The following is a 26,216-nucleotide window of genomic DNA, read 5'->3' as shown; positions in this document are numbered from 1 at the left end:
CAGTGCCGTTCTGTGCGACACTGGATCGCATTCGACGACGCCGTCGGCCTGCCCGGATCGAAGGAGATCTCATGGTTCGCAGTACCTACCCCGATGTGGAGATCCCCGAAGTCTCCATCTACGACTTCCTGTTCAGCGATCTCGATGAGGCGGAGCTCGATGCCGTCGCACTCGTCGACGGCGTGAGCGGAGCGACCACCACCTACCGCCAGCTGGTGCGGCAGATCGAGCTGTTCGCCGGCGCCCTCGCCGCCCGCGGAGTCGGGGTGGGCACGACGGTCGGAGTGCTGTGCCCGAACGTCCCCGCCTTCGCCACCGTCTTCCACGGCATCCTCCGCGCGGGCGCGACCGCCACCACGATCAACTCCCTCTACACGGCGGACGAGATCGCGAACCAGCTCACCGACGCCGGGGCGACCTGGCTCGTGACGGTCTCCCCCCTGCTCCCGGGCGCCGCGGCCGCGGCGGAGAAGCTCGGAATCCCCGCCGACCACGTCATCGTCCTGGACGGCGCCGAAGGTCACCCGTCGCTTCCGGCCCTTCTCGGCGAGGGACATGCGGCGCCCGAGGTGTCGTTCGACCCGGCCACGCACCTCGCCGTGCTCCCCTACTCGTCCGGGACCACCGGACGCCCCAAGGGCGTGATGCTCACCCACCGCAACCTCGTCGCCAACGTCTCGCAGTGCCGGCCGGTGCTGGGCGTCGGCCCGGACGACCGGGTGCTCGCCGTGCTGCCGTTCTTCCACATCTACGGCATGACCGTGCTGCTGAACTTCGCGCTCCGCCAGCGCGCCGGGCTCGTCACCATGCCGAAGTTCGACCTGCCCGAGTTCCTCCGCATCATCGCCGAGCACCGCACGACCTGGGTGTTCGTGGCACCGCCGATCGCGGTCGCGCTGGCGAAGCACCCGATCGTCGACCAGTACGACCTCTCCGCGGTCAAGGTCATCTTCTCGGGCGCCGCCCCGCTCGACGGCGCTCTCGCCACGGCCGTCGCGAATCGCCTGGGATGCATCGTCACGCAGGGGTACGGGATGACGGAGACCAGCCCTGCAGTGAACCTCATCTCGGAGACCCGCGGCGACATCGACCGCTCCAGCATCGGCCCGCTCGTGCCGAACACCGAGGCGCGGCTCGTCGACCCGGACACGGGCACCGACGTGGACGTCCCGGCGGAGGGTGCCAGCGAACCCGGCGAGCTGTGGGTCCGCGGACCGCAGGTGATGGTCGGCTACCTCAACCGTCCGGATGCTACGGCCGAGATGCTCGATGCGGAGGGCTGGCTGCACACCGGTGATGTCGCCACGGTCACCCACGACGGCATCTACCGGATCGTCGACCGGCTCAAGGAGCTCATCAAGTACAAGGGCTACCAGGTGGCTCCGGCCGTGCTGGAGGCCGTGCTGCTGGAGCATCCCGCGATCGCGGACGCCGCCGTGATCGGCGCGTTCGACGACGACGGCCAGGAGGTGCCGAAGGCCTTCGTCGTACGTCAACCCGGCGCCGAGCTCGACGCCGAGGCCGTGATGGCTCACGTCGCGGCACACGTCGCACCGCACGAGAAGGTCCGCCAGGTGGAGTTCATCGACGTGATCCCGAAGTCGAGCTCCGGCAAGATCCTGCGCAAGGATCTGCGCGCCCGCTGACCGGAATCACCGCGAATGCGAAGAAGCCCGCCACCCCGAAAGGGTGGCGGGCTTCTTCGTATGAGCGAGGTCCTTACTCGGACTTCTTCTCGACAGCGTCCTCAGCGGCAGCCTCGGCTGCTTCGCCCTCGGCCTGCGACTCGGCACCGGCGTCGGCGGCGTCCTCAGCGGCGGCGTCCTCGACGGGAGCCTCCTCAGCGGGAGCCTCCTCGACGACCTCAGCCGGCTTCTCAGCCTTCGGAGCAGCCTTGGCGGCAGCCTTCTTCTTGGGGGTGACGGGCTCGAGAACGAGCTCGATCACGGCCATCGGAGCGTTGTCGCCCTTACGGTTGCCGACCTTCGTGATGCGGGTGTAGCCACCCTCACGCTCGGCGACGAGCGGCGCGATCTCGGAGAACAGGATGTGCACGACTTCCTTGTCACCGATGACCGACAGCACGCGACGACGCGCGTGCAGGTCGCCACGCTTGGCGAACGTGATCAGTCGCTCGGCGAGCGGACGAAGGCGCTTGGCCTTGGTCTCGGTCGTCTTGATCGACTTGTGGGTGTAGAGCGCCGCCGCGAGGTTGGCAAGCATCAGGCGCTCGTGTGCGGGGCCGCCTCCGAGGCGGGGACCCTTAGTGGGCTTGGGCATAATCGTCTAACTCCTGGTCAGAAAGGTCGGGTATCAGAAGGACTCGTCTTCGCTGCCGCCGTAGAAGTGGGCGCCGTCGAAACCGGGCACCGAATCCTTGAGCGACAGACCGAGCGAGATGAGCTTGTCGCGCACCTCGTCGACCGACTTCTGGCCGAAATTGCGGATGTTCATGAGCTGCGTCTCCGACAGGGCGACGAGCTCCGAAACGGTGTTGATGCCCTCACGCTTCAGGCAGTTGTACGAACGCACCGACAGGTCGAGGTCCTCGATCGGCATCGACAGCTCGCTGGAGTTCACTGCCTCCACCGGCGCCGGGCCGATCTCGATGCCCTCAGCCTCGACGTTCAGCTCGCGAGCGAGACCGAACAGCTCAGTGAGCGTCTTGGCAGCCGAAGCGACGGCGTCGCGCGGGCTGATCGCCGACTTGGTCTCGACGTCCAGGACCAGCTTGTCGAAGTCGGTGCGCTCCCCGGCACGGGTCGCGTCGACGCGGTAGCTGACCTTGAGCACCGGCGAGTAGATCGAGTCGATCGGGATCTGACCGGCCTCGGCGTACTCGTTGCGGTTCTGCGTCGCCGAGACGTAGCCGCGGCCACGCTCGATGGTGAGCTCGAGCTCGAACTTCGCGGTGTCGTTGAGCGTCGCGATGACGAGCTCGGGGTTGTGCACCTCGACACCGGCCGGAGCCGAGATGTCAGCGGCGGTCACTTCGCCCGCACCGGTCTTGCGCAGGTACGCCGTGATGGGCTCGTCGCGCTCCGAGGAGACGACCAGCTGCTTGATGTTGAGGATGATCTCGGTGACATCCTCCTTCACGCCGGGGATGGTGCTGAACTCGTGCAGCACGCCGTCGATGCGAACGCTGGTGACAGCAGCACCGGGGATCGACGACAGCAGGCTGCGGCGCAGCGCGTTGCCGATCGTGTAACCGAAGCCGGGCTCCAGAGGCTCGATGATGAACCGGCTCCGGTTCTCGACGATCTTTTCCTCGGTCAGTGTGGGACGCTGTGCAATAAGCACTCTGTGTTCCTTTCGATCACATGCCCGCTATATGACATGTGGTGGGGTGAGGTTTTGAGTTGTGGAAGTCGATGCCCGCACGCGGGCGTCGAGCCGCTCGGACCCGAAGGACCGAGCGGCTCGGACGCGCGTCAGACGCGGCGACGCTTCGGCGGGCGGCAGCCGTTGTGCGCCTGCGGGGTGACGTCCTGGATCGAACCCACCTCGAGGCCAGCGGCCTGCAGCGAGCGGATCGCGGTCTCGCGGCCGGAGCCCGGACCCTTCACGAGGACGTCGACCTTCTTGACGCCGTGCTCTGCAGCCTGGCGAGCGGCCGACTCGGCAGCCATGCCGGCGGCGTACGGGGTCGACTTGCGGGAGCCCTTGAAGCCCACGCCACCCGACGATGCCCAGGCGATGACAGCGCCGGACGGGTCGGTGATCGAGACGATGGTGTTGTTGAACGTCGACTTGATGTGGGCCTGGCCCAGCGCGATGTTCTTCTTTTCCTTGCGGCGCGGCTTGCGCGCGGCGGCCTTGGGTGCAGCCATGAAAGTGTTCTCCTAGTCCCTGGGGCCGCGCTTAGCGGGCCTTCTTCTTGCCTGCGACGGTGCGCTTCGGGCCCTTGCGGGTACGGGCGTTGGTCTTGGTGCGCTGACCACGGACCGGGAGACCACGACGGTGGCGGATGCCCTCGTAGGAGCCGATCTCGACCTTGCGGCGGATGTCTGCTGCAACCTCGCGGCGCAGGTCACCCTCCACCTTGTAGTTGCCTTCGATGTGGTCGCGGAGGGCGATCAGCTGGTCGTCGCTGAGGTCCTTCACGCGGATGCTCTCGTCGATGTCCGTCGCCTTGAGGATCTCGACCGAGCGGGTACGGCCGACGCCGTAGATGTAGGTAAGGGCGATCACCACGCGCTTGTCGCGCGGGATGTCAACGCCGGCAAGACGTGCCATGCGGTTCTCCTGGGTGTTGTGGAGGTGTGGGACAGGATCGGTGCTGGGGCCTCCGCCCCAGGTGTCCCCCGCTCTCGCGGGTTCTGATCCTGCCGTTGTGTGTGTTCAGTTGTGAGATGTGCGTGAACTATGCCGCACAGCGCGGGCCCGTCGATCGGATCGGCGGGCCCGCCAGGGGACTCAGCCCTGGCGCTGCTTGTGACGCGGGTTGCTCTTGCAGATCACCATGACGCGGCCGTGACGGCGGATCACCTTGCAGTGATCGCAGATGGGCTTGACGCTGGGGTTGACCTTCATGATGTTTCCTGTTCGCTGTCTTCGTACCGCCCCGAAGCGGGGCAGGCCGTTACTTCTCGACCGATCAGCGGTAGCGGTAGACGATACGGCCGCGGGTCAGGTCGTAGGGGCTGAGCTCCACGACCACACGGTCCTCGGGGATGATGCGGATGTAGTTCTGCCGCATCTTGCCGGAGATCGTTGCAAGGACCTTGTGTCCGTTGCTGAGCTCAACGCGGAACATCGCGTTGGGCAGAGCCTCGGAGATCACGCCCTCGATCTCGATGACACCGTCTTTCTTAGCCATAGCCTCGCTGACGCTTCTGCAGATCGGTCGATCTGCGGTGGGTGATTGGTTTGTGGTGCTGCACCGACGGACACGCCGAATCAAGGCATAAAGCACCAAAGATCTATGTTAGACGCTCCGGAGCCTTCCGGCAACTTGACCCCCGAGGCCGGAGGCCGCCGGATCAGCTGATCAGGTCGGTGAACTTCTTCAGGTCGGCCTGGTCCTGAAGGTTGAGACGCGTTCCGTTGATCTCGACGGTCGGCGTGCCGGTGATGTCGTGCGACTTCGCCTGGGCGGCGCCGAACTTGCGGTATGTCTCATCCGTGATGCAGGAGGCGGCATCGTCCGCACCGACCTGCTTCGCGAAGCCGGCGAGCTGATCGTTCGTCAGACCGGTCGTGTTCTCGTCCGGCTGGTTCTCGAACAGCACCTTGGCGAAGTCGAGGTACAGGTCGGGGTGCGACTCGGCCACGCAGACGGCCGCGCCCGCAGACCGCGAGGAGTACTCGGTGCCCTGCGAGAAGCGGTCGAGGATGGCGATCGGGTGGTACTCGAGGGTGATGCGGCCGTCTGCCGCCGCAGCCTCCAACTGGGGACCGAACTGGTCCTCGAACGTCTTGCAGACCGGGCACTGGAAGTCGACGAACACGGCGATGGTGTCCTCGCCGTCGCCGAACGAGATCGCTCCGGTCTCGGAGTTGAACTGATCGTTGGCCTTCGGCGTGGCACCGGGCGAGGTCGCCTGGTTGTTGAGGAACACCACGAGTCCGCCGATCGCCACCAGAACCACGACCACGGCGATCGAGACGCCGATCGCGAACCAGTTGGTGTTGCTCTTCGCCGCTGCCATTACTTTCCGATCTCTCGAGGCTCGACCCCGAACGGGGCGAGTCCGGCTTTTCCGCCATCGGGCGCAGTCAGCACCCATATTCCCCCATCATGCAGGGCGACGCTATGTTCCCAATGGGAGCCGTCGGTGCCGTCCACGGTCGTCACGGTCCAGTCGTCGTCCTCGATGAACGTCGAGTCGCCACCCGCGGTCACCATGGGCTCGATCGCCAGCACCAGGCCCGGCTTCACGTCCTCGCCGCGGTCCGGAGTCCGGTAGTTGAACACGCTGGGCGCCTCGTGCATCTTCCGTCCGATGCCGTGGCCCACGTACTCACGGAGGATGCCGTAGGGCTCACCGGAGACCGCAGACGGCCCCTGCGACTCGATGTACTCCTGGATCGCCGCACCGATCTCATCGATCGAGGATGCCGAAGCCATGGCGGCGATGCCCGCCCACATCGACCCCTCGGTGACGCGAGAGAGCTCTTCGCGCTGTGCGACGACGTCGGGACGCTCCGGATCCGGGACGACGACCGTGATCGCGCTGTCGCCGTTCCACCCCTGGAACTGCGCGCCGCAGTCGACCGAGACGATGTCTCCCGGCTGCAGCACCCGCTCCCCCGGGATCCCGTGCACGACCTGCTCGTTCACCGAGATGCAGGTGGTGTGCCGGTAGCCACGCACGAGCTGGAAGTTCGACTCCGCACCCCGCGCCAGGATCGTCCGGTTCGCGATGGCGTCCAGCTCCAGCGTGGTGACGCCGGCCTTGATCAGCGGACGGACGGCTTCCAGCGCCGCCGCCGTGATCAGGCCCGGCTCGACCATCGATCGCAGCTGAGCCGGGGTCTTGTAGATCGACCGGCGGAACATCTCAGGACGCGGAGACTGCGGGGCGAAGACCGCGCGCGGCCAGCGCCTCGGCGATGCGCTCGGTGATCTCATCGAGAGAGCCGACACCGTCGATGCGGTCGACGATGCCCTTGGCGCCGTAGACCTCGAGGATCGGAGCGGTCTCGCGCTCGTAGATGTCCAGGCGGTGGCCGATGGCCTCCGGGGTGTCGTCGGAACGGCCCTGCTCGGTGGCACGGAGCGTCAAGCGCTGCAGGCTCTCCTCGCGAGGGACATCGAGGAGGAGGACCGCGTCCAGGGCTTCGCCGCGCTCCGCGAGGAACGCCTCGAGGTGCTCGACCTGGGCGGTGTTGCGCGGATACCCGTCGAGCAGGAACCCCTGTGCGGCGTCGTCCTGGGACAGCCGGTCGCGCACGATCTCGCTCGTCAGCTCATCCGGAACGAGGTCGCCCTTGTCGAGGATCGCGGTGACCTGCTGGCCGAGGGGCGTCCCCTCCTTGATGTTCGCGCGGAAGATGTCTCCCGTCGACACGACCGGGATGCCGTAGGACTCGGCGATGCGCACGCCCTGCGTGCCCTTGCCGGAACCCTGCGGGCCGACGATGAGAAGACGTGCGGTTGCTGTCATCGGAGAAGCCCTTCGTAGTGTCGCTGCTGCAGCTGCGCGTCGATCTGCTTGACCGTCTCGAGACCGACACCCACGATGATGAGGATCGATGCGCCGCCGAACGGGAAGTTCTGGTTGGCGCCGACGGTGGCCAGAGCGATCAGCGGGATGAGCGCGATCAGACCGAGGTAGAGAGAACCCGGCAGGGTGATGCGGGTGAGCACGTAGTCGAGGTACTCCGCGGTCGGGCGTCCGGCGCGGATGCCGGGGATGAACCCGCCGTACTTCTTCATGTTGTCTGCGACCTCGACCGGGTTGAACGTGATCGCCACGTAGAAGTAGGTGAAGCCGATGATCAGCAGGAAGTATGCCGCCATGTAGAACGGGCTGTTTCCGGTCGTGAAGTGCGTCGTCACCCAGGTCACCCACGCGGCCGGCGTCGAGCCGTCCTGCGGGGTGTTGAACTGCGCGATCAGCGCCGGGATGTACAGCAGCGACGACGCGAAGATCACGGGGATCACACCCGCCATGTTCACCTTGATCGGGATGTACGTGTTCGTGCCGCCATAGGTGCGGCGCCCGACCATGCGCTTGGCGTACTGCACCGGGATGCGCCGCTGCGACTGCTCGACGAAGACGACCAGGCCCATCACGATGATTCCGACGAGCAGGACGAGCAGGAAGACCTCGAAGCCCTTCGTCTGCCAGATGAGACCCATGGCGCCGGGGAACGTCGCGGCGATCGAGGTGAAGATGAGGAGCGACATGCCGTTGCCGATGCCACGCTCGGTGACGAGCTCGGCGAACCACATGATGAGGCCGGTACCGGCGGTCATCGCCATGATGATGAGCAGCTGCGCCCACCACACGTCGTTCGTCAGGAGCTGCTGGCACGCAGCGAGATCGGTCGAGCCGAAGAGTTGACCGCTGCGGGCCACCGTGACGAGAGTCGTCGACTGGAGGAGCGCGAGTGCGATCGTGAGGTACCGCGTGTACTGGGTGAGCTTGGCCTGACCGGCCTGCCCTTCCTTGTGCAGCGCCTCGAAGTGCGGGATGACGACGCGCAGGAGCTGCGTGATGATCGTCGCGGTGATGTAGGGCATGACGCCCAGCGCGAAGATCGACAGCTGCAGCAGCGCACCGCCGGAGAAGAGGTTGACCAGTCCGAGCAGGCCGTCGGTGCCCGCGTTGGCAGCGAGACACTGCTCGACGTTCGGGAAGTTCACGAACGGCGCCGGGACGTTGGAACCGAGTCGGTAGATCGCAACGATGGCGAGAGTGAAACCGATCTTCCGACGCAGGTCGGGTGTGCGGAAGATCCGCGCGATGGCGCTAAACAAGGACGTTCCTCCTGAAAAGGTTGCCGATTCCCGAAGGACGGCTGAAAGACCAGGGTAACGCAAACCGGGGTTCCCGGAATTCGTCACCCGCAGGCGGCCCGCTGGAGGCGGTACCACCCCGCGATCTCGGGGTGTGCAACCACAAGAGGGGCCGGAGAATCTCCGACCCCTCTTGTGCAGCGGTTACTTGACGGATCCGCCCGCAGCCACGATCTTCTGCTCGGCAGAACCCGAGACCTTGTCGACCGAGACCGTGAGCTTCACGGCGATGTCGCCGTTGCCGAGCACCTTGACCTTCTCGTTCTTGCGCACAGCACCCTTGGCGACCAGGTCGCCGATGGTGACGTCGCCACCCTTGGGGTACAGCTCCGCGAGCTTCTCCAGGTTCACGACCTGGTACTCCACGCGGAACGGGTTCTTGAACCCGCGCAGCTTCGGGGTGCGCATGTGCAGCGGCATCTGCCCACCCTCGAAGCCGACGCGAACGGTGTTGCGCGCCTTGGTGCCCTTGGTTCCACGACCAGCGGTCTTACCCTTCGAGCCCTCACCACGGCCGACGCGAGTCTTGGCGGTGTTGGCCCCGGGGACGGGACGCAGGTGGTGCACCTTCAGGACGCCGGGACGGGATGCCGGAGCATCCTTCTTCGGCGCAGCCTTCTTGGCGGCAGGCTTCTTGGCCGGAGCCTCAGCCTTGGCGTCGGCGGCAGCGGACTTGGCCGGAGCCTTCTTCGCAGCCGGCTTCTTCTCGGCAGCAGCCTTGGGGGCGGCGGCCTTCTTCGTGGCCTTCTCAGCCTCGACGGCCTCGTTCTTCTCAGCCATTAGTCGATCTCCTCAACCTTGACGAGGTGGGCGACGGTCTTGACGTAACCGCGCGTCTGCGCGTCGTCGGGGCGGACGGTGGTGTCACCGATCCGCTTCAGACCGAGGCTGCGCAGCGTGTCGCGCTGGTTCTGCTTCTCGCTCACCTTGGACTTGATCTGCGTGACCTTCAGTCGCGCGGCCATCAGGCACCTACCTTCTGTGCGGCGATGGCCTCGGCCTCGGCGCGGACGAGACGCGCAGGGGCGACCTGGTCGAACTCGAGGCCACGACGCGCGGCGACCGCACGAGGCTCCTCGAGCTGCTTCAGGGCAGCGACCGTCGCGTGCACGATGTTGATCGTGTTCGACGAACCGAGCGACTTCGACAGCACGTCGTGGATACCGGCGCACTCGAGCACGGCGCGGACCGGACCACCGGCGATGACACCGGTACCGGCAGCGGCCGGACGGAGCAGGACCACACCGGCGGCCGCCTCACCCTGCACCGGGTGCGGGATGGTGCTGCCGACGCGCGGAACGCGGAAGAAGTTGCGCTTGGCCTCTTCGACACCCTTCGAGATCGCCAGGGGGACCTCACGGGCCTTGCCGTAGCCGACGCCCACCAGACCGTTGCCGTCACCGACGACCACGAGAGCGGTGAAGCTGAAGCGACGACCACCCTTCACGACCTTCGAGACGCGGTTGATGGTGACGACACGCTCCAGGAACTGGTTGTCGCCGCGGTCGCGCGAGTTGCGGTCACGACCGCCACCCTGGTTGCGATCGCCACGACCGCCGCGGCGGCCGTCGCGCGAGTCGCGAGCCGGCTCGGCCTGCGTGGTGCCGGCAGCCGTCTCGGAAGTGGCAGCAGCCGCTTCGGTCACTTCGTTCTCCTTGTTGTCACTCACAGTGCCAGACCCCCTTCGCGGGCGCCGTCGGCGATGGCGGCGACACGACCGGCGTAGCGGTTGCCGCCACGGTCGAACACTGCCTCGGAAACGCCGGCAGCCTTCGCGCGCTCGGCGAGCAGCTCGCCGACCTTGCGGGCCTTGGCGGTCTTGTCACCCTCGAGCGAGCGCAGGTCGGTCTCGAGCGTCGAAGCCGACGCGACGGTGTGACCCTTGCTGTCGTCGACCAGCTGCACGAAGACGTGGCGGGACGAACGGTTGACGACGAGACGCGGACGCGCCTCGGTGCCGACGACCTTCTTGCGAAGGCGGGCGTGACGACGCGCGCGGGCGTCAGACTTTGACTTGAGAGCCATGGTTACTTACCACTCTTTCCGGCCTTGCGACGCACGTTCTCGCCGGCGTAGCGCACACCCTTGCCCTTGTACGGCTCGGGCTTGCGGATCTTGCGGATGTTGGCAGCTGCCTCGCCGACAGCCTGCTTGTCGATCCCGCTGACGGTGAGCTTCGTGGTGCCCTCGACCGTGAGCGTGATGCCGGCGGGCGGGTCGATCAGGACCGGGTGCGAGAAGCCGAGGGCGAACTCGACCGAGCTGCCCTTCTGCTGCACGCGGTAACCGGTGCCGACGACCTCGAGACCCTTGGTGTAGCCCTGGGTCACGCCGATGATGTTGTTGTTGATGAGCGTGCGGGTCAGGCCGTGAAGCGACCGCGACTCGCGCTCGTCGTCGGGACGGGAGACCAGAACCTGGTTCTCCTCGACCGCGACCTCGATGGGGCTGGCCACCGTGAGGGTGAGCTCACCCTTGGGGCCCTTCACCGCGACCACGCGGCCGTCGACCGAAACGGTCACGCCCGCGGGAACGTCGATGGGAAGTCGTCCAATACGCGACATTTCGAATTACCACACGTAGGCGAGAACTTCTCCGCCCACGCCCTTCTGCTCAGCCTGACGGTCGGTGAGAAGACCGGAGGAGGTGGACAGGATGGCTACGCCGAGGCCGCCGAGGACCGTGGGAAGCTCGGTGGACTTCGCGTAGACGCGGAGACCGGGCTTCGACACGCGCTTGATGCCGGCGATCGACCGCTCGCGGTTCGGGCCGTACTTCAGCGTCAGCGTGAGGTTCTTCCCCACGCGAGCGTCGGTGGTCTCCCAGCCGGCGATGTAGCCCTCCTGCTGGAGGATCTGGGCGATGTGCGTCTTGAGCTTGCTCGACGGCAGAGTCACGGAGTCGTGGTGCGCCGAGTTCGCGTTGCGCAGACGGGTCAGCAGATCTGCGACCGGGTCTGTCATTGTCATTGTTGTTTTCCTTTGTTCATGAGGTTCCGGCTGCCGTTACACGACAGACGGCCTGCGATGACACGCAATTTTCAATTGTACGTGCACATCGACGGGCTCAGTGACACGAGACCACTGAGCCCGCCGAGGTGTTACGCCTGTGCGTCGTCCGAGCGGAACGGGAAGCCGAGGTGGCGGAGCAGAGCCCGACCCTCGTCATCCGTCTTCGCGGTGGTGACGACGGTGATGTCGAAACCGCGAACCCGGTCGATGCGGTCCTGGTCGATCTCGTGGAACACGCTCTGCTCCTGGAGACCGAAGGTGTAGTTGCCGTTGCCGTCGAACTGCTTGGCCGAGAGTCCGCGGAAGTCGCGGATACGGGGCAGTGCGAGCGAGACCAGGCGGTCCACGAACTCCCACGCGCGGTCGCCACGGAGGGTGACGTGCGCGCCGATGGCCTGACCCTCACGCAGCTTGAACTGCGCGATGGACTTGCGGGCCTTCGTGACGATCGGCTTCTGGCCGGTGATCTTGGTGAGGTCGTCGACCGCGCCATCGATCACCTTGCTGTCGCGAGCTGCCTCGCCGACACCGGTGTTCACGACGACCTTGACCAGTCCGGGGATCTGCATGACGTTCGCGTAACCGAACTCCTCCTGCAGGGCCTTCTTGATCTCGGAGTTGTACTTCTGCTTCAGGCGCGGCTGGATCTTGCCAGCCGGCGCGGCAGTGTCGGTGCTCATCAGAGGTCCTTACCGCTCTTCTTCGCGTAGCGCACGCGGACGGTGCGCTTGACGCCATCCTTCGTCTTCTCCTCGACCCGGTGGCCGACCTTGGTCGGCTTCTTGGTCGACGGGTCGACGAGTGCGACGTTCGAGATGTGGATGGGAGCCTCGACAGTCTCGAGGCCACCCGTCTTGGTGCCACGCTGCGTCTGACCGACACGCGTGTGCTTGGTGACGTAGTTCACGCCCTCGACGACGACGCGGTTGCGCTCGGACAGGATCTCGAGGACCTTGCCCTGCTTGCCGCGCTCGTCCTTGGATCCGGTGATGACCTGAACCAGGTCACCCTTCTTGATCTTCGCCATGATTAGATGACCTCCGGCGCCAGCGAGACGATCTTCATGAACTTCTTGTCACGAAGCTCGCGACCGACCGGTCCGAAGATACGGGTGCCACGGGGCTCCCCGTCGTTCTTCAGGATGACGGCGGCGTTCTCGTCGAACTTGATGTAGGAGCCGTCCGGACGACGGACCTCCTTCTTGGTGCGGACGATGACCGCCTTGACGACGTCGCCCTTCTTCACGTTGCCACCGGGGATCGCGTCCTTGACGGTCGCGACGATGGTGTCGCCGAGGCCCGCGTAACGACGCTTCGACCCACCGAGAACACGGATGGTGAGCAGCTCCTTGGCGCCGGTGTTGTCGGCGACCTTGAGTCGGGATTCCTGCTGGATCACTTGGCCTTCTCCAGAATCTCCACCAGACGCCAGCGCTTCGTGGCGCTCAGCGGGCGGGTCTCGTTGATCAGGACCAGGTCGCCGATGCCGGCGGTGTTCGCCTCATCGTGCGCCTTGACCTTCGAGGTGCGGCGGATGACCTTGCCGTAAAGCGGGTGCTTCACACGGTCCTCGACCTCGACCACGATGGTCTTGTCCATCTTGTCGCTGACGACGTAGCCACGACGCGACTTGCGGTACCCACGGGCATCCGCATCGCGCACATCGTGAGCAGCGTGCTCAGCCTCGACGGCGGCTTCCTTCTTGGTGGCCATCACTCAGCCTCTTCCTTCACGGCGTCGTCGGCGGAATCCGCCTTCTTCGCCTTCGACTTGGTCGCCTTCTTCGCAGGAGCCTCGACCGGAGCGGGCGTCGCACGGATGCCCAGCTCGCGCTCGCGGATCACCGTGTAGAGACGCGCGATGTCGCGCTTGACGGCGCGGATGCGGCCGTGGCTCTCCAGCTGGCCGGTGGCCGACTGGAAGCGGAGGTTGAACAGCTCCTCCTTGGCCTTGCGCAGCTCCTCGACGAGGCGCTGGTCTTCGAATGTGTCGAGCTCTGCCGGGGCGAGCTCCTTGGTGCCGATCGCCATTACGCGTCGCCCTCCTCGCGCTTGATGATTCGTGCCTTGAGCGGCAGCTTGTGAATTGCTCGGGTCAGAGCCTCGCGAGCGAGCTGCTCGTCGACACCCGCGACCTCGAAGAGGACACGGCCCGGCTTGACGTTCGCGACCCACCACTCGGGCGAACCCTTACCGGAACCCATGCGGGTCTCGGCGGGCTTCTTCGTGAGCGGACGGTCGGGGTAGATGTTGATCCACACCTTTCCACCACGCTTGATGTGACGGGTCATCGCGATACGAGCGGACTCGATCTGACGGTTCGTCACGTACGCGGGCGTGAGGGCCTGGATACCGAACTCGCCGAAGGAGACCTTCGTGCCGCCGGTGGCCTGGCCCGAGCGACCCGGGTGGTGCTGCTTGCGGAACTTGACCTTACGGGGGATGAGCATTATGCCGACGCTCCTTCTGCAACTGGTGCCTCGTTGCGCGGGGCACGGCGGCGGTCGCCACCACGGTCGTCACGACGAGCCTTGGGCGCGTTGGCCTGCTCGCGAGCGAGCTCCTTCGCGGTCAGGTCGCCCTTGTAGATCCAGACCTTCACGCCGATGCGGCCGAACGTGGTCTTCGCCTCGTAGAAGCCGTAGTCGATGTTCGCGCGCAGCGTGTGCAGCGGCACACGACCCTCGCGGTAGAACTCCGAACGGCTCATCTCGGCGCCGCCGAGGCGGCCGGAGACCTGGATGCGGATGCCCTTGGCGCCAGCGCGCTGCGCGCCCTGGAGACCCTTGCGCATCGCACGACGGAACGCCACACGAGCAGAGAGCTGCTCGGCGATGCCCTGTGCGACGAGCTGAGCGTCGGCCTCGGGGTTCTTGACCTCGAGGATGTTCAGCTGGATCTGCTTGCCCGAGAGCTTCTCGAGGTCGCCGCGGATGCGCTCGGCCTCGGCTCCACGACGACCGATCACGATGCCCGGACGGGCGGTGTGGATGTCGACGCGGACGCGGTCACGGGTGCGCTCGATCTCGATGTTCGAGACACCGGCGCGGTCGAGCTGCGTCTTGAGCAGGTTGCGGATCTTGATGTCCTCGGCGACGTAGTCGGCGTAACGCTGACCCGGCTTCGTGGAGTCGGAGAACCAACGCGAGACGTGGTCCGTCGTGATGCCGAGACGGAAGCCGTACGGGTTTACCTTCTGTCCCATTACTTGCTCGCCTTCTTGTTGCTGTCGCCCGCGGCGGCCGGAGCCACCTCAGGCGTCGAGAGCACGACCGTGATGTGGCTCGTGCGCTTCTTGATCTGGAAAGCGCGACCCTGTGCACGGGGCTGGAAACGCTTGAGCGTCGTGCCCTCGTCCACGTACGCGTTCTTCACGTACAGGTCCTGCTCGTCGAGGAACTCGCCGTCGCGATCCGCCTTGACCTGCGCGTTGGCCATGGCCGACGCGACAAGCTTGTAGATCGGCTCACTGGCGCTCTGCTGTGCGAACTTCAGGATCGCGAGAGCCTCCTGGGCCTGCTTGCCCTTGATGAGCGCGACGACACGACGAGCCTTCTGCGGGGTCACGCGGATGTGCTTCACGCGTGCGATGGATTCGACCATTAGCGGCGCCGCCCCTTCTTGTCGTCCTTCTCGTGGCCGCGGAAGGTGCGGGTGGGCGCGAACTCGCCCAGCTTGTGACCGACCATGGTCTCGGACACGAACACAGGGATGTGCTTGCGTCCGTCGTGGACCGCGATCGTGTGACCCAGCATCGCCGGGATGATCATGGACCGACGGGACCAGGTCTTGATGACGTTCTTGGTGCCGGCTTCGTTCTGCACGACCACCTTGCGAAGCAGGTGCTCGTCGACGAAGGGGCCCTTCTTAAGACTGCGAGGCATCTTCTCTTACTCCTACTTGCGCTTCTTGCCGGCGTTACGACGACGCACGATGTACTTGTCGCTTTCCTTGTTGGCGTGACGGGTACGACCCTCAGCCTGGCCCCACGGGGAGACGGGGTGACGACCACCGGAGGTCTTACCCTCACCACCACCGTGCGGGTGGTCGACCGGGTTCATCGCGACACCACGGACGGTCGGGCGGACGCCCTTCCAGCGCATGCGGCCGGCCTTGCCCCAGTTGATGTTCGACTGCTCGGCGTTGCCGACCTCGCCGATGGTCGCGCGGCAGCGCGCATCGACGTTGCGGATCTCGCCCGAGGGCAGACGCAGCTGGGCGTAGGGGCCGTCCTTGGCGACGAGACGGACGGATGCGCCGGCCGAACGTGCCATCTTCGCGCCGCCGCCGGGGCGGAGCTCGATCGCGTGGATGACCGTACCCGTGGGGATGTTCTTCAGCGGGAGGTTGTTACCCGGCTTGATGTCAGCCCCGGCACCCGACTCGACGATGTCGCCCTGCTTCAGCTTCGCCGGAGCGAGGATGTAGCGCTTCTCACCGTCGAAGTAGTGCAGCAGCGCGATGCGCGCGGTGCGGTTGGGGTCGTACTCGATGTGAGCGACCTTGGCGTTGACGCCGTCCTTGTCGTTACGACGGAAGTCGATGACGCGGTACTGGCGCTTGTGGCCACCACCGATGTGACGGGTCGTGATGCGGCCCTGGTTGTTGCGACCACCGGTCTTCGAGAGCGGGCGCAGCAGCGACTTCTCCGGCGTCGATCGAGTGATCTCGGCGAAGTCAGCCACCGACGAGCCGCGACGGCCCGGGGTCGTGGGCTTGTACTTGCGAATAGCCATTATTGTCCTTATCCCCCGGATCAGCCGATTGCCGTGAAGATGTCGATGGTGCCCGACTTCAGGGTGACGATGGCGCGCTTGGTGTCCTTGCGCTTGCCGGTGCCGAAGCGGGTGCGACGAGCCTTGCCGACGCGGTTGAGGGTGTTGACCCCAGCGACCTTGACGCCGAAGATCTTCTCGATGGCGAGCTTGATCTCGGTCTTCGAAGCGCGCGGGTCGACGAGGAAGGTGTACTTACCCTCGTCGATGAGCCCGTAGCTCTTCTCGGACACGACCGGCTTCAGGATGATGTCGCGCGGGTCCTTGTTCAGGGCCGTCTGGAGAACAGATGCCTGCTCGCTCATGCGGAGACCTCCTGGTTGGCGCCGGACTTGGAGGCGATGAAGCCCTCGAGCGCGGCCTGGGTGAAGACGATGTCGTCGGAGACGAGCACGTCGTAGGCGTTGAGCTGGTCGAACGACAGCACGTGGACGTGCCCGAGGTTGCGGATGCTCTTGAGCGCGAGCTCGTCGCCGCGCTCGATGACCACGAGCACGTTCTTCGACGAGGCGACCTGGGCGAGGAAGCCCGCGGCAGCCTTGGTCGAGGGCGCGCCCTCGGTGCCGAAGGTGTCGATCGCGTGCAGACGGTCACCACGGAAGCGGTCGCTGAGCGCACCCAGGAGGGCGGCGGCGATCATCTTCTTGGGGGTGCGCTGCGAGTAGTCGCGCGGCTTGGGGCCGTGCACGATGCCACCACCGGTCATGTGCGGCGCGCGGATGGAACCCTGACGGGCGTTACCCGTGCCCTTCTGCTTGAAGGGCTTGCGGCCGGCACCGGAGACCTCGCCACGACGCTTGGTCGAGTGCGTGCCCTGGCGAGCCGCCGCGAGCTGCGCGACGACGACCTGGTGGATGAGCGGGATGTTCGTCTTGGCGTCGAACAGCGCGGCGGGAAGCTCGACAGAGCCTGCCTTCTTGCCGTCTGCCTTGAGGACGTCGAGCGCGAGAGTGGAGTCAGCCATGATCAGGCACCCTTCACTGCGTTGCGGACATAGACGATGCGGCCACGTGCACCGGGGACGGCGCCCTTGACGAGCATGAGTCCCTTCTCGATGTCGATGGCGTGCACCGTGAGGTTGAGGACGGTCACGCGCTCGCCACCCATACGGCCGGCCATGCGCATGCCCTTGAAGACGCGGCTCGGGGTCGACGATGCGCCGATGGAGCCGGGCTTGCGGTGGTTGCGGTGTGCACCGTGCGATGCCGAGACGCCCTTGAAGTTGTGACGCTTCATGACACCGGCGAAGCCCTTGCCCTTGCTCGTGCCGACGACGTCGACGAGCTGGCCGGCCTCGAAGGTTCCGTCGACCGTGAGCTCCTGGCCCAGGTTGTAGTCGCCGGCGTCCGCGGTGCGGATCTCGGTGACGTGACGGCGCGGCGTGACGCCGGCGGCCTCGAAGTGGGCGGTGAGCGGCTTGTTCACCTTGCGGGGGTCGATCTGGCCGTACGCGATCTGCACGGCGTTGTAGCCGTCCTTCTCGGGCGTGCGGACCTGGGTCACCACGTTGGGTGCCAGCTCGATGACGGTGACGGGGATGAGCTTGCCGCTCTCGTTCCACACCTGGGTCATGCCGAGCTTCGTGCCCAGCATGCCCTTGGAAATCTTGGAGTTGATGTCAGCCATGTCGAACCTCAGAGCTTGATCTCGATGTTGACATCGGCCGGCAGGTCGAGACGCATCAGCGAGTCGACGGCCTTGGGCGTCGGGTCGACGATGTCGATCAGACGCTTGTGGGTGCGCATCTCGAAGTGCTCGCGGCTGTCCTTGTACTTGTGGGGCGACCGGATGACGCACACGACGTTCTTCTCGGTCGGAAGGGGCACGGGGCCGACGACGGTTGCGCCCGCACGGGTCACAGTGTCGACGATCTTGCGTGCGGACGTGTCGATGACCTCGTGGTCATACGACTTCAGGCGAATGCGGATCTTCTGTCCCGCCATTGTCTGCTCTCTCTCTTTAAGCGTCTTACCGTCCGGGACCGGGTGGCCCTGGGGCATTGGACGCACGTCGGCGCTGTTCGCGCCTCGGCACGAGAACGGCTCTCACGAGTCGATCTGCTGCACCACTGTTCTGCTGTCAGCCGCACGCCCGGAGGCGAACGGATGCCGACCCTCCGCCGCGCACGGCGGAGACCTTCACAAGAAGGGTGTCGGGGTGTGTTCTTGCTACCCGCGGCCTAGAACCCTGCGACGCCCCGGAGGACTCGCCGTCTATGCACTGCCCTGGCAGTGATCCGACGCACACACAGCGGCGACGGAATATCGAACCTGTCTATTCTGCCATGGCTGATTTCACTTCTGCAAACCCGGGCGTGTCGCGCCCGCAGGGCACGTCGTCACAGGGGTCGCGCGAGCGTCAGATCGCAGGAGATAGCGGGGCGAGGCATCCCCATGCCTCGCCCCGCTTGGGGAGGGCGTTCAGTGCGAGGGGGCACACCGAACGCGAGTAGTCCGGCGTGAAGGGACGCCTGACTCCTCGATCGAAGGCGCGGCGGAATGAGACCCGCCGCGCAGGCAGGGAGACGCTCAGGCGCACAGAGTGCGCGCGTCGCACGATGATCCCCAAGATCGTTATCCCCAGATTCGTACGCGGTGGTCCCGCGTGCTTCGGGAAACCGAACCCCTTCGGCTTCCCCGACCGCAAGATCCCCAGGCGGTCGGAATGATCCTACTCGATACAGCGGCGAATGCGCCACATCCGAGGGCGTGCCGGGGCGAGCACTTTCGGCGCTCGCCCCGGCACTCCCGTCAGCTCTCCTGTCGAGACCGGCGACGTTGTGCCGCCAGGATCAACAGGACCGCTCCGCCCGCGAGCAGGACCAGGACGACCGCCCACAGCGCGAGCGTTCCGGCGAGGCCGGTGAGCGGCAGCACCTTCACGAACTCGTTGCGGACCTCGACCTCGGTCGGCGCGTCCGCGCCGGCGAGATCGATCGTCGCGGTCGTCCCCGCCGTGGTCACCGCCGGGGCCTGGGACGTCGTCACTGTGATGCTCGTCCGCACGGCGGTGCCAGCCACCGTCTCGACGATCTCGCAGCGCGCATCCACCGGAAGCGAACCGTAGTTCGCCCGGTAGCCGTTCGCCGCACTCAGCACACGATCCGCCCCACCCGGGATGGCGATGATCCGGTCTTCCCCACCGGTCGGCAGCACGCACTGGAGCTGGACGGTGAACGCACCGTCTGCCCCCTCCGCGTCCAGGTCGCCGACGCGGGTCTTCGTCACGTCGATCTCAGTGAGATCGAACGTGTTCGTCGCCGTGACGGTCCACGCGGGATCGACACCCTCGCCGAGCGTCACGGTTCCGTCGACGGGCGAGAGCGCCGTGCTGGTCGCGCCCGCCGCGTCGATCTCCTCGACCGCACAGGAGGTCGATGCCGGATACGGACCGAACGTGCGCATGCCGCCCGCCTCGAGCGCGAACTCGAGATCCAGGATCTCCTGCCCGCGGTAGGTGCACAGCACGGAGAACGTGAACGGCTCCGCTCCGTAGAGCGCCGCTCCGTCGCCGTCGACCTCCTTGACCACGGTCAGGACGCCGGTGTCGTAGCTGTTGGTCACCGTGACTTCTGCCGCAGCGACTCCGACCACGACCTCCGCCGCACCGCCACCGAGGTCGGTGACCCCGGTTCCGGTGATCACGATGTCGTCGGCCGCGGAACTGCCGACCTCGGTCACGACGCACGTCGAGCGCGCGGGCACGGTGTTCGCCGGCGCCGTGAACGTCTCGCCCGCGGCGAGCGTGAACTCGAGCAGGGTCGCTCCCCCGGCGAAGGTCACGGGAACCCCCGTCGCGGTCGTGCAGGTCGCGGTGAAGTCGAACGGGCCGAAGCTGCCGGCGACGGCATCCGTGTCCACGACCTTCGTGACGCTGAACCCGGAGTACGTGTAGTCGTTCCCCAGCTCCACGATGTCGTCTGCGGGCACGGGGCCCGCCGGCGCGACGACCTCCGAGATCACCACGGTGCTCGGCGATCCGGTGCGGGTCGCCTCACCGTACGAGCCCGTCACGCCCTGCTCGGTGACCGTGCAGGAAGCGCCGAGCGGGATGCCGTCGATCCGGCGGCTGAAGCCGTTCCCGTCGTCGAGGACGACAGTCGCATCCGCACCCATGTCGAGCGTGACACCATCGATCGTGCAGACCACGTCGGCGCGGAACTCGTCCGGGGCGTAGGCCGCAGCGGCACCGGTGACGTTCTTGTCGATCTGCAGCGCACCCACCACCAGGTGCGTGCCCACAGGCGACGGTGCGATGCGCTGGAACCGGGTCTGGTTCTCATCGCGGAACTTCACGCCGAACTGGTTCCACGCGAACGAGTCCGCGGCGGGCACGACAGCCGGGGCACCACTCGGGTCCGCGGCAGACGCGATCACGTTGGTGGTGCTGTAGTTGACATCCACGAACTGTCCGGGCGTGAGCGCACCGGCCGCCGTCGAACGGAAGTCGAGGCTGATCCGGATACCGGAGACGACCGACCAGTCGGTGTTGCCATCGGCCACCGTCCACACCTCGCCGTTCTGCGCACACGGGACCTGGTTCACCAGGTTCGCCCACGTGCCCTCGCAGACGCCGACCGATGTCGTGACCTCCACGACCGTGGTCGTCCCCTGCGGGGCGTTCACTGCGAGGTCGTCCAGCATCTGCGGACGGAACACCGAGCCGCGGCTCGCGCCGGAGATCAGCGACCGGTCGCCGGCGACGGGGAGCTGGTCGAACAGCACCATCTCCGCCATCTCGCTCGTGCCGCCGTTCTGCGCGCGGAGGACCCACGAGTCCGTGCCGCCGATCTCGCTGTTCGCGGCGCACGGCGAGCGGAAGTACGCACCGCCCGTCACGACGAGGTTCTGCTGGCAGATCCGGGTGGAGTCGGTCGGGTGCACGGCACCGGGACGCTCACCGCGGACACCCTTGACCACGAACAGGCTCGTGGCGTTGGCGGGCGTGACGTAGTCGGTCGTGCCGCAGGTGGTGGGATCCGATGCCCATGCACCGGTGACGCTGCCGCCGGCGCGCGAGTTGGTGCACGCCTGCAGCCGCTCCGACGTGTGCACGGTCATCTGGTTCACAGCCTGCTGGCCGAGCCCGAGGCCGGGCTGCAGCTCGAGCATCACGCGCACGGAGAAGGTCTCCCCCGGTGCCATGCGCGAACCGGCGGGCCAGCGGAACACGAGCTCGCGGTTCTCCTCGGTCAGGCTCTCGGGGGCCGGGAGCAGACCGGTCGGCGACGGGGTGTAGACGGGGTCGTCACCGAGGTAGAGGAGATGCGTCGGCAGCAGGTCGCGGAGCTCCTCGACCGTCAGGTACCCGGTACCCGTGTTCGTGAACGAGAGGTCCCACGGCAGCAGGTCTCCGGCGGTCGCGACGTGCGTCGCTCCCTCGTTGACCCGCTTGTTGACGGCGATCTGGAAGGTGCCGGGGCTCAGCGAGACCGAGGCGTTCGCCGTCTTCTCGGCGGAGGTCTCCCCGTTGAGCCGATCACTGATGACGGTCACGGTGTTGCCGATGGTGCCGGTCATGTCGATCCGGTTGCCGCTCGTGCGGTGCTCGTCGCGCAGCTGCACCGTGAACGCCGCGGTGGTGCTCCAGCGCGGTGCCGGGACGGTCGGTGAGAAGAATGCGCCGTCGGCACGGGAGAACGCGAACCGGATCCCCTCGATGTCGCCGTACTGCTCGGCGGCCACCGGCACGGTCGCTCCGGCGATCGGGGTCGCAGCCGACTCCACCCACTCCTTCGCGCCATCCGTGCCGAACGGGCCGAAGACGGCCACCCGCACGCGATCCGCGCCGGCAGGAGCCGTGATGGCTCCGAGGCCGGTGAAGTCGAACGCGTTCCAGAACTGCGGCGACGAGGCGATGTCATCCGTGAGACGCACCTCGGCGGGCGAGAGCGAGCTCACGGGTGACGTGCCCTGGTTGGCGCCCAGCGTCACGGTGACGGGCGTTGCTCGCGTCGGCTCGGTGAGGGCGCGCGGCGAGACGGACTTGGTCGCGGCCACGTTGAGGTCGCCACCGGTCAGCGTCACGGCCACGGCATCGCGCGCACCGGTGCGGGTCCCGTCGCTGAGGATCGGGTCGTACGACTGCGCGAACACGCGGTTGGCGACGCCGACACGCTCGTTGGCCGCGACGACCTGAGCGTCACCGGAGCTGCGCAGGGTGGGACGCAGCTGCACGTCCATCACGACTCGCAGCGTGTTGGACGAGGTGATCGTTCCCCCGGAGACGGCGGGGTCGGTGCCCTGGAACGTCACGCTGACGCCGACCACGTCGGCCAGGTCCTCGGCGGCCATCGCGTTCACCGCGGCGGCGGTGGTCCGCTCCGTGGTGTAGTCGCCGTCGGCGTAGCGCAGGAGCCAGACCGTGCTGGCAGCCAGGTCGATCTCGCTCGCGGTCGTCGCGGAGACGGTGACGCGACGCAGGTCGAACCGCTCGAACGGGTTGCCCTGTCCGGGGGCGGTGAGCCAGTCGATGTCGTCCGTGAACGGGTCGCCCGTCGCACCGGCCACGGTTCCTGCACTCTGGCAGGTCGCCATGGCCGCGCCGTCCGCGCACACCGGCGGGTCGGTCACCCGCACATACGATGCCGCCGAGACGGAGTCGTTGCGGGCATCGAGCGTGTAGCGCGCCGTCGGGTACGACGACGCGGCAGTGCCGGCGAGCGGCACGTGCAGGTTGGTCGTCGGAGTGACCGACTTGGTCACCGTGACCGCGGGGCCTGGGTTGGTGATGAGGATCGTGTCACCGTCGCTGTCGCTGTTCACCGCTCCGGCGCCCAGCGGCTCGGCGTCGATGCGGGTGGTGTTGCGCACCGCTCCGGCGTCGGCGGTGTTGTAGGTCGCCTGGTCGGTGACCCAGCTGCCGTCGGACCGCTTCTGGTCGCGGATCTGCCAGGTCAGGTTGAAGGTGCGCGCGGAGCTGCTCGCTCCGACGCCTGCGCCGAGCGCGGTCACCCACGGGTCACCGGCTGCGACAGCCGCCGCCCGGGCTGCGTCGTTCGGAGCCAGGACGATCCGGAACCCGGTCGTGTCCGCGGCGGCTCCCGGTGCGAGGTCGTGTCCGACGAATCGGCCGTTCTGGACCCAGCCGCCCGCCGGAGCGGGCACGGTCTGCCAGGATCCGCCCGAGAAGAGCTGCACGGATTCCACCGTGTCGTACTTCAGGTACCAGCCGTTGCTGAACGGCTCGTCATCGGCCGCGATCGGGTCGATGCGCACGAGGTCGAAGGCATCGAACACGGTGCCGGCGACGGCTCCGGGCACGCTGCTCGGGTCGAAGGCCTGCGCGCTCGGAGCGGGATCGGAGATCGCCACGCGGCCGTAACCTTCCCCGACCTGCCACGAGAGCGTGGTGCCGCGGAGCTGCCCGGACTGCGCGGACACGGTCGGCTCGCTCCAGCGCTTGTCGATACCCACCGTGCCGGCGCCACCGGGGTTGGTCACGATCTTGGCCGCGCTGGTGTCGTCATCCGTGTCGGAGAGCGAGGTGCCCGCCGCGGTCTTGCCGGTTCCGGTCGTGGTCGCCGTATTGGTGTACGACACCGGGCCGTCGCCGGCGGGGGCGGTCGAACCACCGGTGCGGAGTTCCCCGCGTGCCGTCGAGACGAAGTAGGGCGTGACCGTGGTGCCTGCCGGGAAGCCGTCCGGAGTCGTGCTGTCGAAGGTGAACCGGATGCCGCGCACGTCGTCGATCGAGACGCCCGAGGGCAGGGCGGCGGTGATCTCCGCGCCCGTCATCGAGATCAGGTGGGGCTGCGCCTGCGCCGGGAACACCTTCAGGCTGCGCCAGTTGCCGTCCGCGTCCTGCACCTGGATCGTCAGCTTCGCGTTCGAGGGCACCTGGGTCGGGGCGATCGAGGTGAGGTCGAACGCGTCCCAGTATCCGTTCTTGCCGGTCCAGGCGTCTTCGACCACGATCTGAGTCGGCGTGATGTAGTCGGAGGTCGTGGTGAGGCTGGACTTCAGCTCGGTCACGACGCGCTCGCCCGGTGCGACCGCGGCGGAGGGACGCACGGTCTTGGTGAGGGTCACATCGATCTCGGGCTTGAGCAGCGTGAGATCGGCGGTGTCGCTGGCCTCGGCATCGCGCCCGTTGGGTGCGACGACGGAGGTGGTGGCCGAGTTGGTCAGCTTCCGCTCGGTCGCGGAGCCGATGGCCGATTCCTCGGTCTCGATCGCGAAGTCGATGATCGTCTGCGCGGCGGGGACGATGCGGCCGTTCGTCGCGGTGAAGACGATCTCGAAACCGGAGATCGTCTCGGTCGGAAGGGCCGGGACCACGCCGTCGACCAGTGCGATCTCGATCGGAGCGCTGCCGTCGAGGGGGTGGTAGCGGAGCACGCCGGCGCTGGCGGTGTCCGGCCAGACGGGTGCGCTCAGGAAGCCGCCGAAGCGAACCTGCTCGTCGAAGAAGTCGAGATCGGCGACGCGCAGCTCGTTGACGCCGATGTCGGAGGTGTTGACGCCGACGATCCGTGCTTCGGTCGTGTCCCCCGCGGCGATGCGGTCGGGGTTGATGCTCTTGGTCGTGGACGCGGCGATGGTCGCCGGGACGACCTGGTAGGTGGCGCCGGCGGTGTCGGTGACGGGGTCACGGTCTTCGACCGCTGCCGTGCCGGTGACGACGTTGTCGATCTTGTGCGTCGCGGTGGACAGGTCGGCGTCGGTGTTGCGGTTGGTCTCGCGCTGGACGACGTCGATCGCGATCGTGCCGGTCGCGCCCTCCTGGATCGCGGTGCCGGTGTAGGTGAGACGGATGCCGCCGATATCGGCGGGGTCGACGCCTACGGGGATCTGCGGGGCGGCTGCCGGAGGCCCGGGCACCCACTTCCACGTTCCGTCCGCCTGCTGCAGGTAGAGGTCGGTCTGGACGGTGTCCGCACCGGCAGGAAGCGTGGAGGCACCGAAGCCCGCGAAGTCCGTGATGACGAACGGGTTGCTCGCCGCAAGCGCATCGGCTCCGTCTTCCGCGGTGGCGGGCTCCTGGAGGATCAGCGTCTCGACGGGACCGTTGGAGGCGTTGGTGATGCCGAGCGCGATCGTCGATGCGGCACCGGGGTTGAAGCTCTGCGGCGACGGAGACCATGCCTTGGTCACGTCGACGTCGATCGTCTCCGGCGTCATGACCGTGATCGTCGCATCGTCGATGCCGGGCGCGGAGTTCGTCGCCTCGGTGGTCGCGGTGTTGGTGATGACCTGCGTCCCGGGCAGAAGAGTGTCGGGCACCTGCAGGGTGACCGTGACCGTGAACGTCTGACCGTTCTGGAGGCCGGTGCCCGCGGGCGCGCTGATCGCGCCGGTGAAGTCGACGTCGAGCACGGTGTCCGCCGTGAGGACCGAGGGGGCTGCCGCTCCGATGGCGGTTCCGCCCACGGACCACGTGACGTTGCGCGGAACGCTCGCAGCGCCCGGCTGCATCGAGACGTTCTGCACCGTGTATCCGGCGAGTCCTGCGGGGAACGCATCGTGCAGCTTCGCGTCGAGGCACGAGCTCTCGGAGCAGTTGACGGCGAGCGTGTAGGTGAACGGCTGCCCCGGCGAGACGACCTCGGGTGCAACGCTCTTCGCGACAGTCAGGTACTCGGGATCCCCGGCGGCGGCGTAGGCCGCGGTCGGCGGCACCACGAGCGCGGAGGCGAGAACGGCGATCGCCGCGATGATGGCCCACGGCCTGCGGCGGGCAGCATGAACGTACGTTTTCTGGGCGCGCAAGAGCGCACTCCTCCCCAGCCGTCGACGTGTCGACGGCCCTCCCCGCGCCCTCTGGCAAGGGCGACTTACGCTCGTGCGCGCGGCAGAGCGATGTCTTCCGACCACCCCCCTTGGGCGAACGGACGAGTCCGGCCGTCTCTGGCAAGACGACCAACCACCTCTTTTCTGGACTAGCCAAAGGTCGAGGGTGGACTACTTCTTTCATCCTGGCATACCGATACTTCCGAATGCCAATCGACGCACGCGTTACCC

The 26,216-nt window shown here is 66.9% G+C and carries 32 protein-coding genes; 1 reads left to right on the top strand and 31 read right to left on the bottom strand.

The features are described 5' to 3' along the window. Window positions 1–71: 71 nt before the first annotated feature. Window positions 72–1,646 carry an AMP-binding protein gene (locus WFM69_RS13640; RefSeq protein ID WP_337005533.1) on the top strand — a complete coding sequence of 525 codons (1,575 nt, stop codon included), beginning with the start codon at window positions 72–74 and terminating at the stop codon, window positions 1,644–1,646. Window positions 1,647–1,719: 73 nt separating this feature from the next. On the opposite strand, the gene rplQ is transcribed toward WFM69_RS13640, so the two are convergent. The 31 genes from rplQ to WFM69_RS13485 form a co-directional block, all read right to left on the bottom strand. Further along, window positions 1,720–2,280: a 50S ribosomal protein L17 gene (rplQ, locus tag WFM69_RS13635; protein WP_337005531.1), complete on the bottom strand. Its 561-nt coding sequence runs from the start codon at window positions 2,278–2,280 to the stop codon at window positions 1,720–1,722. 33 nt (window positions 2,281–2,313) lie between these two features. Continuing rightward, a complete protein-coding gene (locus WFM69_RS13630) occupies window positions 2,314–3,303 on the bottom strand; it encodes a DNA-directed RNA polymerase subunit alpha (protein WP_017201565.1) in 990 nt (329 codons plus the stop codon). Window positions 3,304–3,434: 131 nt separating this feature from the next. Then, window positions 3,435–3,833, bottom strand: coding sequence for a 30S ribosomal protein S11 (gene rpsK, locus WFM69_RS13625; protein WP_017829189.1), 399 nt, complete (start codon window positions 3,831–3,833; stop codon window positions 3,435–3,437). A 31-nt stretch (window positions 3,834–3,864) separates the two neighbouring features. Beyond that, window positions 3,865–4,239 carry a 30S ribosomal protein S13 gene (gene rpsM, locus WFM69_RS13620; RefSeq protein ID WP_017201568.1) on the bottom strand — a complete coding sequence of 125 codons (375 nt, stop codon included), beginning with the start codon at window positions 4,237–4,239 and terminating at the stop codon, window positions 3,865–3,867. A 180-nt stretch (window positions 4,240–4,419) separates the two neighbouring features. Further along, window positions 4,420–4,536, bottom strand: coding sequence for a 50S ribosomal protein L36 (gene rpmJ / locus WFM69_RS13615; RefSeq protein ID WP_005050492.1), 117 nt, complete (start codon window positions 4,534–4,536; stop codon window positions 4,420–4,422). Between the two features lie 64 nt (window positions 4,537–4,600). Next, on the bottom strand, window positions 4,601–4,822 hold the full coding sequence (gene infA, locus WFM69_RS13610; RefSeq protein WP_017201569.1) for a translation initiation factor IF-1: 222 nt from the start codon (window positions 4,820–4,822) through the stop codon (window positions 4,601–4,603). 163 nt (window positions 4,823–4,985) lie between these two features. Continuing rightward, entirely contained in the window at window positions 4,986–5,654 is a 669-nt protein-coding gene (locus WFM69_RS13605; RefSeq protein ID WP_337005528.1) for a DsbA family protein, read from the bottom strand. Further along, entirely contained in the window at window positions 5,654–6,505 is an 852-nt protein-coding gene (gene map, locus WFM69_RS13600) for a type I methionyl aminopeptidase (RefSeq protein ID WP_337005527.1), read from the bottom strand. The genes WFM69_RS13605 and map overlap by 1 nt, the downstream gene beginning before the upstream one ends. Before the next feature lies 1 nt (window position 6,506). Next, complete coding sequence (locus tag WFM69_RS13595) at window positions 6,507–7,112, bottom strand: adenylate kinase (RefSeq protein ID WP_337005525.1); 606 nt, start codon at window positions 7,110–7,112, stop codon at window positions 6,507–6,509. Continuing rightward, window positions 7,109–8,431 (bottom strand): preprotein translocase subunit SecY, encoded by a 1,323-nt coding sequence (gene secY / locus WFM69_RS13590; protein WP_337005523.1) that lies wholly within the window; start codon window positions 8,429–8,431, stop codon window positions 7,109–7,111. Before secY ends, WFM69_RS13595 begins: the two co-directional genes overlap by 4 nt. Window positions 8,432–8,614: 183 nt before the next feature. Beyond that, complete coding sequence (rplO, locus tag WFM69_RS13585; protein WP_337005521.1) at window positions 8,615–9,250, bottom strand: 50S ribosomal protein L15; 636 nt, start codon at window positions 9,248–9,250, stop codon at window positions 8,615–8,617. Beyond that, entirely contained in the window at window positions 9,250–9,435 is a 186-nt protein-coding gene (gene rpmD / locus WFM69_RS13580; protein ID WP_017201575.1) for a 50S ribosomal protein L30, read from the bottom strand. The genes rplO and rpmD overlap by 1 nt, the downstream gene beginning before the upstream one ends. Then, on the bottom strand, window positions 9,435–10,139 hold the full coding sequence (gene rpsE / locus WFM69_RS13575) for a 30S ribosomal protein S5 (RefSeq protein WP_442928415.1): 705 nt from the start codon (window positions 10,137–10,139) through the stop codon (window positions 9,435–9,437). Before rpsE ends, rpmD begins: the two co-directional genes overlap by 1 nt. Further along, window positions 10,136–10,495, bottom strand: a complete 360-nt coding sequence (rplR, locus tag WFM69_RS13570) for a 50S ribosomal protein L18 (RefSeq protein WP_337005518.1) — start codon at window positions 10,493–10,495, stop codon at window positions 10,136–10,138. The genes rpsE and rplR overlap by 4 nt, the downstream gene beginning before the upstream one ends. 2 nt (window positions 10,496–10,497) lie before the next feature. Then, complete coding sequence (gene rplF / locus WFM69_RS13565; protein WP_337005516.1) at window positions 10,498–11,034, bottom strand: 50S ribosomal protein L6; 537 nt, start codon at window positions 11,032–11,034, stop codon at window positions 10,498–10,500. Between the two features lie 6 nt (window positions 11,035–11,040). After that, the gene (gene rpsH, locus WFM69_RS13560) at window positions 11,041–11,439 is read right to left on the bottom strand and encodes a 30S ribosomal protein S8 (protein WP_337005514.1); all 399 of its coding nucleotides are present in this window, start codon (window positions 11,437–11,439) and stop codon (window positions 11,041–11,043) included. A 131-nt stretch (window positions 11,440–11,570) separates the two neighbouring features. Continuing rightward, a complete protein-coding gene (gene rplE, locus WFM69_RS13555; protein ID WP_337005512.1) occupies window positions 11,571–12,161 on the bottom strand; it encodes a 50S ribosomal protein L5 in 591 nt (196 codons plus the stop codon). Continuing rightward, the gene (gene rplX, locus WFM69_RS13550; protein ID WP_337005509.1) at window positions 12,161–12,508 is read right to left on the bottom strand and encodes a 50S ribosomal protein L24; all 348 of its coding nucleotides are present in this window, start codon (window positions 12,506–12,508) and stop codon (window positions 12,161–12,163) included. Before rplX ends, rplE begins: the two co-directional genes overlap by 1 nt. Before the next feature lie 2 nt (window positions 12,509–12,510). Next, window positions 12,511–12,879 (bottom strand): 50S ribosomal protein L14, encoded by a 369-nt coding sequence (gene rplN, locus WFM69_RS13545; RefSeq protein WP_017201583.1) that lies wholly within the window; start codon window positions 12,877–12,879, stop codon window positions 12,511–12,513. Beyond that, window positions 12,876–13,193 carry a 30S ribosomal protein S17 gene (gene rpsQ / locus WFM69_RS13540; protein WP_247625175.1) on the bottom strand — a complete coding sequence of 106 codons (318 nt, stop codon included), beginning with the start codon at window positions 13,191–13,193 and terminating at the stop codon, window positions 12,876–12,878. Before rpsQ ends, rplN begins: the two co-directional genes overlap by 4 nt. After that, a complete protein-coding gene (gene rpmC, locus WFM69_RS13535; protein ID WP_017829202.1) occupies window positions 13,193–13,510 on the bottom strand; it encodes a 50S ribosomal protein L29 in 318 nt (105 codons plus the stop codon). The genes rpsQ and rpmC overlap by 1 nt, the downstream gene beginning before the upstream one ends. Continuing rightward, entirely contained in the window at window positions 13,510–13,929 is a 420-nt protein-coding gene (gene rplP, locus WFM69_RS13530) for a 50S ribosomal protein L16 (protein WP_129385843.1), read from the bottom strand. The genes rpmC and rplP overlap by 1 nt, the downstream gene beginning before the upstream one ends. Further along, the gene (gene rpsC / locus WFM69_RS13525) at window positions 13,929–14,684 is read right to left on the bottom strand and encodes a 30S ribosomal protein S3 (RefSeq protein ID WP_017201587.1); all 756 of its coding nucleotides are present in this window, start codon (window positions 14,682–14,684) and stop codon (window positions 13,929–13,931) included. Before rpsC ends, rplP begins: the two co-directional genes overlap by 1 nt. After that, on the bottom strand, window positions 14,684–15,082 hold the full coding sequence (rplV, locus tag WFM69_RS13520) for a 50S ribosomal protein L22 (RefSeq protein ID WP_337005503.1): 399 nt from the start codon (window positions 15,080–15,082) through the stop codon (window positions 14,684–14,686). Before rplV ends, rpsC begins: the two co-directional genes overlap by 1 nt. Then, window positions 15,082–15,363, bottom strand: a complete 282-nt coding sequence (gene rpsS / locus WFM69_RS13515) for a 30S ribosomal protein S19 (RefSeq protein ID WP_017201589.1) — start codon at window positions 15,361–15,363, stop codon at window positions 15,082–15,084. The genes rplV and rpsS overlap by 1 nt, the downstream gene beginning before the upstream one ends. A gap of 12 nt (window positions 15,364–15,375) precedes the next feature. Next, window positions 15,376–16,215, bottom strand: coding sequence for a 50S ribosomal protein L2 (gene rplB / locus WFM69_RS13510; protein WP_017201590.1), 840 nt, complete (start codon window positions 16,213–16,215; stop codon window positions 15,376–15,378). Between the two features lie 20 nt (window positions 16,216–16,235). Further along, window positions 16,236–16,559, bottom strand: coding sequence for a 50S ribosomal protein L23 (rplW, locus tag WFM69_RS13505; RefSeq protein ID WP_017829206.1), 324 nt, complete (start codon window positions 16,557–16,559; stop codon window positions 16,236–16,238). After that, window positions 16,556–17,218, bottom strand: a complete 663-nt coding sequence (rplD, locus tag WFM69_RS13500) for a 50S ribosomal protein L4 (RefSeq protein ID WP_337005500.1) — start codon at window positions 17,216–17,218, stop codon at window positions 16,556–16,558. Before rplD ends, rplW begins: the two co-directional genes overlap by 4 nt. A gap of 2 nt (window positions 17,219–17,220) precedes the next feature. Then, a complete protein-coding gene (rplC, locus tag WFM69_RS13495; RefSeq protein ID WP_337005498.1) occupies window positions 17,221–17,880 on the bottom strand; it encodes a 50S ribosomal protein L3 in 660 nt (219 codons plus the stop codon). An 8-nt stretch (window positions 17,881–17,888) separates the two neighbouring features. Beyond that, entirely contained in the window at window positions 17,889–18,197 is a 309-nt protein-coding gene (gene rpsJ, locus WFM69_RS13490; RefSeq protein ID WP_017201594.1) for a 30S ribosomal protein S10, read from the bottom strand. Between the two features lie 807 nt (window positions 18,198–19,004). After that, on the bottom strand, window positions 19,005–25,964 hold the full coding sequence (locus WFM69_RS13485; protein ID WP_337005495.1) for a DUF5979 domain-containing protein: 6,960 nt from the start codon (window positions 25,962–25,964) through the stop codon (window positions 19,005–19,007). Between the last annotated feature and the right edge of the window lie 252 nt (window positions 25,965–26,216).

The sequence above is a fragment of the Microbacterium sp. LB12 genome, from assembly GCF_037150835.1.
Taxonomy (GTDB): domain Bacteria; phylum Actinomycetota; class Actinomycetes; order Actinomycetales; family Microbacteriaceae; genus Microbacterium.
This window is presented reverse-complemented; position numbering and strand designations above follow the sequence as displayed.